The organism is Rhodococcus sp. AH-ZY2, assembly GCF_030916465.1.
Classification (GTDB): domain Bacteria; phylum Actinomycetota; class Actinomycetes; order Mycobacteriales; family Mycobacteriaceae; genus Rhodococcus; species Rhodococcus ruber.
In genome coordinates this window covers 5,137,507-5,151,049 of the sequence record NZ_CP126458.1, presented here as the reverse complement: position 1 = coordinate 5,151,049, position 13,543 = coordinate 5,137,507, and the positions used below count along the sequence as shown (strand labels likewise).

12 protein-coding genes are annotated in these 13,543 nt (G+C 69.9%); 7 read left to right on the top strand and 5 right to left on the bottom strand.

Annotation, left to right across the window (positions count from 1 at the left end):
- Positions 1-135 precede the first annotated feature (135 nt).
- The 5 genes from QNA09_RS24665 to ccsB are packed head-to-tail and all read left to right on the top strand — an operon-like array spanning position 136 to position 4,735.
- Positions 136-726: a TlpA disulfide reductase family protein gene (locus QNA09_RS24665; protein ID WP_230831871.1), complete on the top strand. Its 591-nt coding sequence runs from the start codon at positions 136-138 to the stop codon at positions 724-726.
- Positions 723-1,340 (top strand): TlpA disulfide reductase family protein, encoded by a 618-nt coding sequence (locus QNA09_RS24660; protein WP_237211187.1) that lies wholly within the window; start codon positions 723-725, stop codon positions 1,338-1,340. The genes QNA09_RS24665 and QNA09_RS24660 overlap by 4 nt, the downstream gene beginning before the upstream one ends.
- The gene (locus tag QNA09_RS24655; RefSeq protein ID WP_006942282.1) at positions 1,337-2,143 is read left to right on the top strand and encodes a cytochrome c biogenesis CcdA family protein; all 807 of its coding nucleotides are present in this window, start codon (positions 1,337-1,339) and stop codon (positions 2,141-2,143) included. The genes QNA09_RS24660 and QNA09_RS24655 overlap by 4 nt, the downstream gene beginning before the upstream one ends.
- A complete protein-coding gene (locus QNA09_RS24650; RefSeq protein ID WP_162919271.1) occupies positions 2,140-3,771 on the top strand; it encodes a cytochrome c biogenesis protein ResB in 1,632 nt (543 codons plus the stop codon). The genes QNA09_RS24655 and QNA09_RS24650 overlap by 4 nt, the downstream gene beginning before the upstream one ends.
- 4 nt (positions 3,772-3,775) lie before the next feature.
- Positions 3,776-4,735 carry a c-type cytochrome biogenesis protein CcsB gene (ccsB, locus tag QNA09_RS24645; protein WP_119699266.1) on the top strand — a complete coding sequence of 320 codons (960 nt, stop codon included), beginning with the start codon at positions 3,776-3,778 and terminating at the stop codon, positions 4,733-4,735.
- Positions 4,736-5,604: 869 nt separating this feature from the next.
- Here the strand turns inward: ccsB and QNA09_RS24640 are convergent.
- The gene (locus QNA09_RS24640; RefSeq protein ID WP_228287239.1) at positions 5,605-6,543 is read right to left on the bottom strand and encodes a cation-translocating P-type ATPase; all 939 of its coding nucleotides are present in this window, start codon (positions 6,541-6,543) and stop codon (positions 5,605-5,607) included.
- A gap of 146 nt (positions 6,544-6,689) precedes the next feature.
- Here QNA09_RS24640 and QNA09_RS24635 point away from each other — a divergent pair, with 146 nt between their 5' ends.
- On the top strand, positions 6,690-9,830 hold the full coding sequence (locus tag QNA09_RS24635; RefSeq protein WP_040273213.1) for a Tn3 family transposase: 3,141 nt from the start codon (positions 6,690-6,692) through the stop codon (positions 9,828-9,830).
- Between the two features lie 27 nt (positions 9,831-9,857).
- Here the strand turns inward: QNA09_RS24635 and QNA09_RS24630 are convergent, their stop codons facing one another.
- The 4 genes from QNA09_RS24630 to merA all read right to left on the bottom strand — a co-directional run bounded on the left by QNA09_RS24630 (position 9,858) and on the right by merA (position 13,030).
- On the bottom strand, positions 9,858-10,373 hold the full coding sequence (locus tag QNA09_RS24630; RefSeq protein ID WP_006554636.1) for a hypothetical protein: 516 nt from the start codon (positions 10,371-10,373) through the stop codon (positions 9,858-9,860).
- 64 nt (positions 10,374-10,437) lie between these two features.
- Positions 10,438-11,079 carry an organomercurial lyase MerB gene (gene merB / locus QNA09_RS24625; protein ID WP_006554635.1) on the bottom strand — a complete coding sequence of 214 codons (642 nt, stop codon included), beginning with the start codon at positions 11,077-11,079 and terminating at the stop codon, positions 10,438-10,440.
- A 70-nt stretch (positions 11,080-11,149) separates the two neighbouring features.
- Entirely contained in the window at positions 11,150-11,572 is a 423-nt protein-coding gene (locus QNA09_RS24620) for a MerR family transcriptional regulator (protein WP_006934806.1), read from the bottom strand.
- A 21-nt stretch (positions 11,573-11,593) separates the two neighbouring features.
- Entirely contained in the window at positions 11,594-13,030 is a 1,437-nt protein-coding gene (gene merA, locus QNA09_RS24615) for a mercury(II) reductase (protein WP_006554633.1), read from the bottom strand.
- A 121-nt stretch (positions 13,031-13,151) separates the two neighbouring features.
- Between merA and QNA09_RS24610 the strand changes: the two genes are divergently transcribed.
- Positions 13,152-13,535, top strand: a complete 384-nt coding sequence (locus QNA09_RS24610) for a helix-turn-helix transcriptional regulator (RefSeq protein WP_039958748.1) — start codon at positions 13,152-13,154, stop codon at positions 13,533-13,535.
- Positions 13,536-13,543 lie beyond the last annotated feature (8 nt).

Here is a 13,543-nt window from a genome sequence, read left to right as displayed (position 1 = left end):
CGGAAGGGACTGCACGGGGACAACGGAGCCCCCGACCACACCACAAATACTATCTGGAATAGTAGTTGCGGTGTGGGTACGCCGAGGAGGGTCGCAATGTCCGTCAGAACCATGTCGACGATCGGGTTCCTAGCGGTGATCGCCCTGCTCATTGTGGGACTGTGGCCCCGCGGGGATGAACCCGCGACCGGGCCGCGTACCGACCACGCCACCTCAACCGCTCCTTCCACCGTCGACACCTCCGAAGGGCTGTTCCGCGCCGACGGACCGGCAGGACGAATCTGTCCGGCGCCGGTCGGTTCCGCCTCGGGACAGTTGAGGGGGGTCTCGGTGCGATGCCTAGGCTCCACCGAAACGGTTGATCTCGGAAGTGCACTGCAGGGCGAGCCCACGTTGGTCAATCTCTGGGCATCCTGGTGCGGCCCGTGCCGGGAGGAGATGCCGGTGCTCGACACCTATGCCGCCGAGCCGGGCTCGATCCGGGTGGTGGGGCTCAACGTGCAGGACACCGCAGCTTCCGCGCAGGCCTTGATGGCCGAACTCGAGTTGCGTTATCCCTCGTTCGTCGACATCGACGCGGCCGCGCAGGAGGCACTGCAAGTCCCACCGGTGCTGCCGTTGAGCTTTCTCGTACACCGGGACGGGTCCGTCGAGCGCGTGGTGAACCCCCCGGTGTTCACCGCGCCGGCCGAGGTTCGCTCCGCGGTGGAGGAGATGCTGCGATGACGGGGACGAGCCGGAGGCACCGTCGACGGCCCTGGCCTGTGCTGACACTGATCCTGGTTGCGTTGCTGGGGGCCGGTGCCTGTGGCACCGGAACCGACGCCGTCGCCCAGGGCGGCACCTTCGATTTCGTCGCCCCCGGCGGCCAGACCGATATCTTCTACGACCCGCCGTCCGCCCGCGGCACCCTCGGGCCGCTCTCCGGCCCGGATCTGATGGCCGACGGTGTCACCGTGGATTTGGCCGACTATGCCGGCCAGGTGGTGGTGCTCAATCTGTGGGGCCAGTGGTGCGCCCCGTGCCGCAGCGAAGCCGACGATCTCGAACGCGCCTACGCCGCCACCCGGGCTCTGGGGGTGCAGTTTCTCGGCATCAACGTCCGCGATCCTCAACGTGACAAGGCACAGGACTTCGTGATCGACAACAACGTCTCCTACCCGTCCATCTACGATCCGCCGATGCGCACCCTGATCGCCCTGGGAGGGAACTTCCCCACGAGCGTCATCCCCTCCACCCTCGTTCTCGACCGGCAGCATCGGGTCGCCGCGGTGTTCCTGCGGGCGCTGCTGACCGAGGATCTGCAGCCGGTCATCGAGCGAGTGGCGGCGGAGTCATGATCGTCCTGGCGCAAGAACTGGGCACCAGCTTCCAGACGGTCGCCGCCACCGGGCCGCTCGTGTTCGCCCTGGCGGCGGCGGCGCTGGCCGGTCTGGTCTCCTTCGCTTCGCCGTGCTGTATTCCGCTCGTGCCCGGGTACTTGTCGTACCTGGCCGCGGTCTCGGGGGCGGAAGCACCGACGGTCACGGCGGGCGATACGCGTGTCCGCGCCGCCGGACGGTGGCGGGTCACCGGTGCCGCGTTGTTGTTCGTCGCCGGGTTCACCGTGGTGTTCGTCCTGGCCACGGCGTCGGTCTTCGGGGTGATCGGGGCGTTGCGCGTCAACCAGGAACTGCTTCAACGCATCGGTGGCGCCGTCACCGTGGTCATGGGGTTGACCTTCCTCGGGTGGGTCCCCGCCTTGCAGAAGAATCTGCGTTTCGCCCCGCGGCAGATCTCCTCGCTGGCAGGAGCTCCCTTGCTGGGTGGAGTGTTCGCCCTCGGCTGGACACCGTGCCTGGGCCCGACGCTGGCCGGGGTGCTCTCGGTGGCCGCCGGCACCGAAGGCACCACCGCCGCCCGTGGCGTGGTGCTGATCATCGCCTACTGCCTGGGGTTGGGATTGCCGTTCGTCGCGCTGGCCTTCGGCTCCTCTTCCGCCCTGCGTGGGGTGGGATGGCTGCGCCGCAACTCCCGCAATATCCAGATCGCCGGGGGCATGCTGCTCGTGGTGGTCGGATTCGCCTTGATGACCGGAGTCTGGGAGATGTTCATCGCCTGGATCCGCGACGAGTTCGTCACTGACGTGGTGCTGCCGATATGACCGTCACCGACCGTGCTCCGGCCTCGAAGCCGTCACCGCCGCCGGAACCCTCACCGCTGCGCCGAGCCGTCGCCACGGCACGCAACCTATGGCGTCAGCTCACCTCCATGCGCACCGCTTTAGTGTTGCTGTTCCTGCTCGCCCTCGCTGCCGTCCCCGGGGCGTTGCTGCCCCAGCGAAGCCTCAACGCCGGCAAGGTCGACGAGTACATCGCCGCGCGTCCGGTCCTCGGCCCCGTCCTGGACCGGCTCGAAGCGTTCGACGTGTTCGCCAGCTTCTGGTTCACCGCCGTCTACGCCCTGCTGATGGTTTCGCTCATCGGCTGCCTGATCCCCCGGCTGCGCGAGCATCTGCGCGCTGTGCGCAGCGCCCCGGTACCTGCACCGCGCAACCTGTCGCGATTGCCGCATCACCACCAGGGGCTGCTCGACGCGCCGGTCGAGGAGTCCCTCGACCGGGTCCACGACCTGCTGCGAGGCTGGCGTCTGACCACCCGCACCGAGCCCGGCGCGGTACAGGCGGTATCCGCGGAAAAAGGGTATCTGCGCGAAGCCGGCAACCTGGTCTTCCACTTCTCGCTGGTCGGGCTGCTGGTGGCGGTGGCCACCGGTCGGCTGTTCGGGTACGAGGGGTCGGTGATCGTCATCGCCGACGGCGGGCCGGGATTGTGCAACACCTCCCCGGCGGTGTACGACTCGTTCCGCGCCGGAGCCGCCACCGACGGCACCGGACTCGATCCGTTCTGCCTCAAGGTCGAAGATTTTTCCGCCGACTACCTCGACAACGGGCAAGCCGAAATGTTCACCTCCACGCTGTCCTACCAGACCGGCACGGACATCGGCACCGACCGCTGGCAGCGGTACCAAGTGCGGGTCAACGAGCCGCTGCGGCTGGGCGACGAACGGGTGTATCTCACCGGTCACGGTTACGCCCCCCGGTTCACCGTGACCTTCCCCGACGGGCAACAACGCACCGAGACACTGCAGTTCGCCCCCGAAGACGCCACCACGTTCCTCAGCAGCGGAGCGCTGCGCTTCGACCCGCCCGGCGGCACCTATCCGGATCCGGACGAGCGTCGCCGCAACCAGATCGCGATCGAAGGATTGTTCGCTCCCACCGCCGCGTTCAACGGCACCCTGCTCACCTCGGTGTTCCCCGACATGCGCGATCCCGCAGTGGCCGTCGACATCTACAAGGGCGACACCGGCCTCGACACCGGCATTCCCCAGTCGATCTTCTCGCTCAACGCCGAGATGATCAACCAAGGCCGACTGGTCAAACAGGCCCGGGTCAACCTGCGACCCGGAGAACACACCACCCTCACCGACGGCACCACCGTCCGGTTCGACGGCGCCGAGGAATTCGCCTACCTGCAGGTCTCCCACGACCCTGCCCAGAACTGGGTGCTGGTCTTCGCGATCACCATGATGGGCGGGCTGGTGGCCTCACTGGTGATCAAACGCCGCCGGATCTGGGTGCGGCTGCGCCCCGCCGGCCGCGGCACCGCCGTCGAACTCGGCGGGCTGGCCCGCACCGACCACGCCGGCTGGGGACCGGAATTCACCGATATCTGCCGACGCCTGGCCCCCGGGACCGGGGCATCACCTGCTGCGAAAGAGGACCGCTAGAGCCATGCCGATCGACGACACCCTCGCCCGTTACTCCGACCTGAGCTTCGAGGCCGCCTTCGCCGTCTACCTGCTGGCGTTTGTGCTGTTCGTCGCCGAATTCGCCGCGGTCCGCACCCGCCGCACCGACCCCACCCTCGTCCCCGCCGCAGCTGTCCCCCCGGCAGCCCCCGGGCCCGGCCGGGTGATCACGCCGACCGGGCGCGAGCTGTCGGACCGGCTCGGCCGGATGGGCATCAGCGTGCTCGTGGTCGCCTGGATCCTGCACGTGGGGTCGATGGTGCTGCGCGGGCTGGCCACCGCCCGTTTCCCCTGGGGCAACATGTACGAGTTCGTCACCGTCACCGCCGCGATCGGGGTGCTCGCCGGTCTGATCGTGCTGCGCCGCCCGGCGCTGCGGGTGGTGTGGATGTTCGCGTTGCTCCCGGTGCTGGTGCTGCTGTTCGTCGCCGGCACCGTGCTCTACGCCGACGCCGCCCCGGTGGTGCCGGCGTTGCAGTCGTTCTGGCTGCCGATCCACGTGTCGGTGGTGTCCGTCTCGAGCGGGGTGTTCCTCGTCTCGGGGGTGGCCAGCATGTTGTTTCTGCTGGCGCTGCGCGCCGAACACCGCCCCGGGAGCCGGCTGGCGACGATGACGGCGCGCCTGCCCGACGCCCGCGCCCTCGACCGCCTGGCCTACCGCACCACGATCTTCGCCTTCCCACTGTTCGGCGCCGGGGTCATCCTCGGGGCGATCTGGGCCGAGGCCGCCTGGGGCCGATTCTGGGGCTGGGACCCGAAAGAAACCGTCTCGTTCATCGCCTGGGTGATCTACGCCGCGTACCTGCACGCCCGCGCCACCGCCGGCTGGCGCGAAACCCGCGCCGCATGGATCAACATCGCCGGTTTCGTAGCGATGCTGTTCAACCTGTTCGTCATCAACATGGTCGTCTCCGGCCTGCACTCCTACGCCGGGCTGAACTGACCCCGCCCACCCCCGCGGTACGCCGGCAATGACTCTCGAAGAGGTCCCCGGTGGACCTGGGGGCACCGGCCGCGCCGGCACATTGGCGCCGAAGACCGGGGCCGGTGGTGTGGGCTCCGCACGGCTTCGATCGGGGCCGGGCTGACATTGTATGCCGCTGCCCACCGCGTATGGCCTGGGGCCTGCGCCGATCGCAATCGCGATGCTCACCGCTGCGGTCACGCACCGGTCCCGGCGGATCGGGTTCGGCCATCTCCCGGGGCCCGGGTTCTTCCTGCCGTTGCTGCCCTCGGTGAGCGTCGATGCCGGGCTGGCGCTCGGCGCCGTCGAGGCGATGGCGGTCGGTGTCTTCGGAGCGCTGACCTGCGATGCTCAGCCGCACCTCCGCCGCGCCGCTGTCGATTGCGGGGGCCTGGGTGGTCACCGAAGCGGTGCGGGCCCGAGTGCCATTCGGCGGCCGGTTCGCCTTGACAGGTAACGGCCCGTTGCTGTCGTGGGTTTCGCTCTCGGTGAGCCGGGGTGAGCTTCGCTATGCCCCTGACCGGGACCGCCGCCCTCGCGGCGGCGCTCGCTCCGCCGGATGCCAAAGCACATGTGCCAGCATCGACGGCACCGACCTTGGCCACGGTACAGGGCACCCGTGCCGTGCACGGGTGAGACTTCAACACCCAACACTCAACACCCAACACCTGACGTCCGATGCCGCACCGTCCTCGACAACCCCCGGCCGGCCACCGAACAATCGGCGGGGTTCGCGAGTTTCTGCTGGGTTCTGTCCGCCAGCAATGCGCTCAGGGTACGGCGTGCCCAGTGGCACGCCGGCACGCTCTGAAGACGACGAAGTGAGCGGCAGCAACGACCGGCAAGCGTCATCGAGTCGATACCGCTGTCACCGCCGCGCCGCGGTAGCCGAACAGGCGTAGTCCGTTGAGGACCACCAGAATCGCCGTGCCCGCGTCGACGGCCACCGCGACGCCCAGGCCGGCCAGCCCGGTGATGCCGGCGAGTAGGATTAATCCCTTGACGATCAGTGACCCGTACACGTTCTGCCTGACCACCCCGAACGTTTTCCGACTCAAGCCCAGCAGGTAGGGGAGCGTGACGATCGCATCGTTCATCAGCGTGACATCGGCGGCCTCGATCGCCACATCGGATCCGCCGCCCATAGCGATACCGACATCGGCGCGGGCCAGGCTCGGCGCGTCGTTGACACCATCGCCGATCATCGCCACTCCCCCATACATTGTGCGCAGCCGGTCGATCAGTTCGGCTTTCCGCTCGGGCAGTAACCCACCGTGAACTTCGGCAATGCCGATCTGCTCGGCTACCGCACGCGCCGCGGCCTCGTTGTCACCGCTGAGCATCACCGACGTCACGCCCAACCGGTGCAGCGCGGCGACCACGTCCGGAGCCTCGGGACGCAACCGGTCGCTGATACCGATCACGCCGATGACGACGCGTCCTTCGCTGACCAGCACCGCGGTCTGCCCGGCGATCTCGAGCCGCCGCACTTCACCCAGCACCTCATCGCATGTCTCGGCGCTGGCGCCGATGTGCTCCAGGTTGCCGATGGCGTGGTCCCTGGTGGCGCACACCAGGCACTTGGCGCTGGCACCGCGTCCGGCGACATTCACGAACCTGTCCATACGGTGCGCGGCGACGCCCTTGGCGGCCGCGGCGTTCCTAATCGCCGTGCCCAGAGGATGAGAGGAGAACTTCTCCAAACCAGCCGCGTCGGCGAGCACGTCGGAGTCAGTGGCGCCATGCAGGGCGATCACCTCCCCGACCACGGGCACACCCATGGTCAGTGTCTTGGTTTTCGGCCTCGGGGAACAATGGAACAGCCGTTGGCGCTAAGGGATGATCTTGTCCGCCTAGCACAATGATCCACTTGGCTGCTGGGGTTCGGAGAAAGATCGTATGAGCGGTGTGGCGTGGGGCTACCGTCCGCCGGGTGCCGGTGGAATTTCTGACTGATGAGCAGGCCGCAGCGTACGGACGGTTCGTGGAGGAGCCGACCCGTCCGGAGCTGGAGCGGTTCTTCTACCTCGACGACGTCGATCGCGAGCTGATCGGGAAACGGCGGGGTGACCACAACCGTCTGGGGTTCGCACTCCAGATGTGCACGGTCCGCTACCTGGGGCTGTTCCTGGAGGACCCGCTGGATGTGCCGTGGCCGGTGGTGGAGTACCTGGCCGAGCACCTGGGCGTGGAGGACGCCTCGTGCGTGAAGCGGTACACCGAGCGGTTGAAGACGGCGTACGAGCACGCGTGGGAGATCCGGGACGCCTACGGCTACCACCAGTTCGAGGATCGCGAGTGGGGGCGGAAGTTCCGTACGTTTCTGCACGGGCGGGCGTGGACGGCCGCCGAGGGGCCGGTGGCGCTGTTCAACCAGGCGGTGGGCTGGCTGCGGCGCAACCGTGTGCTGCTGCCCGGGGTGAGCGTGCTGGCCCGGCAGGTGGCCGAGGTGCGGGGCACGGCCGAGCAGCGGCTGTACGCCACGGTGGCGGGGGCCGCGCGCCGCGCGGACGGCGCACTGCCGGCGGACCTGGTGGCGCTGCTGGATGTTCCGGAGGGCCGTCGGGTGTCGGAGCTGGAGCGGCTGCGCCGGCCGCCGACGCGGACGACAGGCACGAGCATGGCGAAGGCGCTGGAGCGGGTCGATGAGATCGCCGCGTTCCGTCTGGGCCGGGTGCGGATCGACAAGGTCCCGCCGAACCGGCTGGCGTCCCTGGCCCGTACGGGGCTGGGGTCGAAGGCGCCGAACCTGGAGCGCACCCCGGAGCCGAAGCGCACCGCGCTGCTGACCTCGGTGGTCCGTCACCTGGAAGCATCCGCAATCGATGACGCGCTGGATCTGTTCGCGCTGCTGATGCAGGTGAAGCTCATCAGCGCCGCGCGGCGGGCGACAGACCGGGAGTGGGTGGCGGGCCGGGCCCGGGTGGTGAAGGCGTTCCGCATGGTCGACGGGGTGTTCCGGCTGTGGAGCGAGCAACTGGATCTGATCGCCGAGAGCGCCACGGACTTCGATCCGGGCGCGATGTGGCGGGCACTGGAGACGGAGATCGGCCCCCGCGCGGAGATCGAGGCCGCGTCCAAGCTGGCGGCGGAGATGATCGGGCCGGGAGACGACGAGGCCGAGGCGGAGATGCGGCGCCTGCTGGCCACCCGCTACAACACCGTCCGCCCGTTCCTGTCGCTGCTCGGGGAGTCGCCCGCGCTGGGCGCAGCCTCCGCCGGCAAGCGCATCCTGGAGGCGGTACGGCGGCTGCCCGCGCTCGCACGGCGGAAGGTCAAGGTCAAGCCGCTGCTGCCGCGTGAGATCGACGCCAAGCTGGTGCCACCGGCGTGGCGGTCGGCGGTGTACTCCAACCCGGAGCTGCCCGAGGGTGCGGTGGACCGCGACGCGTACGTGGTGTGCGTGCTGGAGCAGCTGTACAGGGCGCTGAACTCCCGGAATGTGTTCGCCTCGCCGTCGAACCGGTGGGCCGACCCGCGGGCGCGGCTGCTGGCCGGCAAGCAGTGGGAGGCCGTCGCCGACGACGTCCTGCACGGCCTGAGCCTGGACGAGCCGGTCGAGGAACACCTCGCCGGGCGGGTGCGGGCGCTGGACGCGGCCTGGCAGCTGATGGCCGAGCGGCTGGAGGAGGCCGGGCAGGACGCGAAGCTGAGCTTCGAGGTGCAGCCAGGCGGCCGGCTGAAGCTGAACGTGGACCGGCTCGGCGCGGTCGGCGAGCCGAAGTCCTTGCGGTGGCTGCGCAAGACCACCGCGGCGATGCTCCCGAAGATCGACCTGCCGGACCTGCTGTTCGAGGTCGACTCCTGGACTGGGTTCCTGGACGCGTTCGTGCACCTCGGGGACGGCCGCACCCGCATGGAGAACCTGAAGACCTCCCTGGTGGCGCTGCCGGTCGCCGAGGCGTGCAACATCGGCCTGACCCCCGTCATCGACCCCGAGGACGAAGCACTGACCCGGGGCCGGCTGGTGCACGTCGACCAGTACTACCTGCGCGCCGACACCATCGCCGCGGCGAACGCGAAGCTGATCGAGGCCCAGGCGCGGGTGCCGATCGTCTCCCACTGGGGTGAGGGCCTGCTGGCCTCGGTGGACGGGCTGCGGTTCGTAGTGCCCAAGCGGACCATCAACGCCGGTCCCTCGCCGAAGTACTACCACTTCAAACGCGGGATCACGTGGCTGAACGCGGTCAATGACCAGGTCGCCGGGATCGGGCAGATGGTCGTGCCGGGCACCCCGCGCGACTCCCTGCACATCCTGGACACCCTGCTGAACCTGGACGCCGGGGTGAAGCCGGAGATGGTCGCCACCGACAACGCCTCGTACTCCGACATGGTGTTCGGCCTGTTCTCGATGCTCGGCTACAACTTCTCGCCCCGGTTCCGGGACCTGGCCGACCAGCGGTTCTGGCGGGCGGAGATGCCCGGTGTCGAAACCGGCGGCTACGGCCCGCTGGAGCCGCTGGCCCGCAACAAGGCCAACCTGGGCAAGGTGGTCACGCACTGGCCGGACATGCTGCGGGTGGCCGGCTCCCTGGTGACCGGGCAGGTCCGCGCGTACGACCTGCTGCGGATGTTCGGCCGCGAGGGCCGCCCGACCCCGATGGGGCAGGCGTTCGCCGAGTACGGGCGGATCGCCAAGACGCTGCACCTGCTGCGCGTGGTCGACCCGGTGGACGACACCTACCGCAGGCAGATGAACCGGCAGCTCACCGTGCAGGAGTCCCGCCACAAGCTGGCCCGGGACATCTGCCACGGCAAGCGCGGGCAGATCATGCAGGCGTACCGGGAGGGCCAGGAAGACCAGCTCGGTGCGCTCGGCCTGGTCCTGAACGCCGCGGTGCTGTGGACGACCCGCTACCTGGACGCCGCCGTAGAGGAGCTGCGGGCGCTGCCCGCCGAGGAGCGGGAGTACGACGTCCTGGACGAGGATGTCGCCCGCCTGTCCCCGCTGCGTCACGCGAACCTCAACTGCCTGGGCCGCTACAGCTTCCGCGCCTCCACCCCCGTGGGCGGGGGCCTGCGGCCGCTGCGTGACCCGGACGCAGCCGGGGTGGACGAGGACGGGGAACAGTGAGCCTGCCGGCCGGGCCGCCGGTGGCTGTCAGTGCACGGGGCGGCGGCCGAGGATGGTCCAGGCGGTTTCGGTGACGGCGGCGACGGCGATGCCGAAGGCAAGGTGGGCGGCGAAGCCGCGCAGGTGGGTTACGGCCGGGTAGTCCCGGTTGGGGGCGGAGAAGCCGGCCAGTGGGGTGATGCCCTCGTCCACGATCAGCGACATCGCGGCTCCGGAGGCGAGTCCGGCCGCGACCGGTGTGAGGCCGGTGGTGCGGCGCAGCAGCGCGTACACCGGAGCCCAGCTGATGGCGAGCCCGTAATGGAACGCCGTCCCGGCCCGCTCCCGCGCCTTGTCGTCGAGGTGGATGCCGAGCAGGCCGAGGGTCTTGTCGGCGGCGATCTGAGAGGGGGAGCCGGGCCGGGCGGCGTCCTCACGCCGGCGGGTCTCGTCGGATTCGAGCTGGTAGAGCTTCATGCTCACCGGCTCCATCACCTTCGTCGCCGCGTACCCGGCGACCGGGGCGATGACGGCGTCGGTGAGCAGATCAGCAGTGGTCTTCATGGTGCTCTCCTTCCTGTCGGCCCCCTTCGGGGTGGCCGCGGGCCGCGACCACCCCTGGGGGTGCTCAGCAGCAGCCGGACGAGGAGGTGCCGGTGAGGATCTGGTGGATGAGCGGCTGTTCGATGGCGTAGGCGTCGGCGACGGGCAGCACTCGGGAGCCGGGGTGGCCGGCCAGCCAGTCCTCGGCGGCCGCGGCGCTGGTGAAGAAGTGGATCTCGTTGCAGAAGCTGGTGCGGATGGAGGCCGGAGTCTCGCAGGCGACGAGGGAGACGACCGCACCGGCTGGCTCCACGCTGGTGGGCCCGTCCGGGGGCACGGTCAGCCGCACCGGCTCCCCGGTGGCGCGGCAGGGGGAGGTCACCTGGGCGGTGTGGCCCAGGACGGCGGGGAAGACCAGGGTGTCGAGCGCGCACCAGGTGTACAGGGTGCGGCCGTCGGTCTCGTAGCGGTGCGGGGTGGGGTTGAGCGTCAGGCCGTAGCCGGTGACGCGGCCCTGAGTGTCGTACTCGGTGTCGGGCATGGCCGCGAGCGCCTGGCGGATCTCCTCACGGGTGCGGCCGGTTTCGGCGGCGAGCTGGTCGACGGTGACCGGCTCACCGGCCGCCAGCAGCGTCAGCAGGGGCCGCAGCAGAGCCAGTTCCAGGCCGGGAGCGCTGGTGAGCGAGTCGGTGAAGCGGGGGGCGAAGTCCTGGGTGTCGGTGTCCACGACCGCGTTCCTTCCTTGGGTGGATGGGTCCGATGCGTGCCGACCGTAGGGTCTGCCCCCGGGGTGAGGGTCAAGTGCGCTGCGGGTCGCCGGCCCAGCACAGGTCGCCCTCCGCCAGGTCCGCCCGGTGTTCGACCTGGAACTTCTCGATCCGGTCCAGGATCTGCTGCTGGGCGGCGATACGCTGGCGCAGCCGTTCGCGGGAGCGGTGCAGCAGCTCGGCCAGGTGCGAACCCACCGGCCCGGGGGGGCCGTCGAGATACGCCGTGGTCAGTTCCCGGATCTCGGCGACGGTCAGGCCCAGGCCACGCAGCTCGCCGATGAACCGCACGCACCACAGCGCGTCGGCGGTGTAGAGCCGGTAGTTGGCCGGGCTGCGGCCCAGGGTGTAGATCAGCCCGAGGTCGGTGTACTCGCGCAGCGTCTTGACCGGCACCCCCGTCCGGCGGGACAGCTCGCCGACCGTCATCGGCCGCGTCCGGCTCCCACTCATGATCGATCCTTCCCGGCGGTTTCAGCTGGCGCAGCAGGACAGCTTGGTGACGTCGCGGGTGTAGGTCTGGGCGGCGAGCTTCAGGCCCTCGGCCATGGTCAGGTAGGGGCACCACAGGTCGGCCATCTGCTGCACCGTCATCTGGTTGGCCAGCGCGTAGACGGCGGTGGCGACGACGTCACCGGCGCCGTCGGCCAAGACGTGCGCGCCCAGCAGGCGGCCGGTGGAGGCGTCGGCGACGAGCTTGATCAGGCCGCGGGTGTCGCGGTTGACCAGCGCGCGCGGCACGTACTCGAGCGGCAGGACGCGGCAGTCGCAGGTGTAGCCCTGGGCGACGGCCTCGGCGTCGGTCAGGCCGGCGGAGGCGATGGCCGGGCTGGTGAAGGTGACCCTGGGCAGGTGGCGGTAGTCCACCGTGCGCCCGGCACCGTCGAACGCGTTGTCGGCGATCAGCGCGCCGTGGGCGGAGGCGACGTAGACGAACTGGGGGTGCCCGGTGACATCCCCGGCCGCCCAGATCCGCGGATTGGCCGTACGCAGATGCCCGTCGACGACGACTTCGCCCCGCTCGCCGGTCCCCACTCCAACCGCCTCCAGGCCGAGTCCGTCGGTGACCGGACGGCGGCCGGTGGCCACCAGCAGCTCGTCGGCGCGCAGCTGAACCTCGCGGCCGTCGCCGGTGCGGGCGGTCGCCACGACCTCGCCCGAGTCACGGCGCACCGCGGTCAGGCGGGTGTGGGTGTGGACGGTGATGCCCTCGTCCGCGAAGACGTCCTGCAGGGCGGCGGAGATCTCGGGTTCCTCACCGGAGGTCAGACGACTGCGGGCCACCACGGTGACCTTGGCGCCCAGGCGGGCGAACAGCTGAGCCTGCTCCAGCCCGACATACCCGGCACCCAGGACCAACAGGCTCTTAGGCAGTACGTCCAGGTCCATGGCGGTGGTGGAGGTCAGGTAACCGGCCTCCTCCAGGCCGTCCACGGGCGGCGCCCACGGAGCGGATCCGGTCGCGATCAAGTAGTGCGCGGCCTCGATCCGGCGGCTGCCGCCGCCGACAAGCGCCACGTCCAGGGCGGGGCTGTCCGGGCTGCCGGTGAAGCGAGCGGTGCCCTCAAGGATGTCCCAGCCGTACTCGGCGGCCAGGTCCGTGTACTTCTCCGCCCGCATCTCCTGGACCAGCTTGTCCTTGCCGTCGATCAGCGCGTCGAAGGCCACCGGCCCTGCCTCGGTCCGGATGCCGGGGAAACGCTGCCCCTCCAGCGCGCTGCGGCGGGCCTCGGCGGCGGCCAGCAGCGCTTTGGACGGCACACAGCCGGTGTTCACGCACGTCCCGCCGGTCGTGCCGCGCTCGACCATCACCACCGAGCGGCCCTTGCGACGGGCGGCGATCGCGGCGGCGAACGCCCCGCCGCCGGAGCCGATGACCGCCAGGTCGTAGCCGTTGTCCGCTGCGTTCACCGCAGCACCTCCTCGCGTCCCGGGTCCCGTGTGACCGGGACCGCTTCTATGCGCCTTGCCGAATAGCTCACCACGACCATACTATGCGGCCAGGCGAATAATTCCAGTTGTGGAGGCCCGCATGTCCGACCGCGTCACTGCCCCCGCCCCTTCCACTCAGGAGGGCCCGCAGGAGATGCCGTGTACCCATCTGGACACGGTGGCGAAGTTCTTCCGCGCCCTGTCGGACCCCACCCGGCTGAAGCTGCTGGAGTACATCCTTCGCGGCGAGCGGACCTCCGCCGACTGCGTCGCCTACGCCGGCATCTCCCAGCCCCGCGTCTCGGTGCACCTGTCCTGCCTCACCGACTGCGGCTACGTCACCGCTCGCCGCGACGGCAAGAAGCTGCGCTACTCCGTCGGCGACCCGCGCGTGGCCGACCTGATCATCCTGGCCCGCTCGCTGGCCGCGGACAACGCCGCCGCCCTGTCCTGCTGCACCCGCATCCCCGACAGCCAGGACTGACCCAGCAA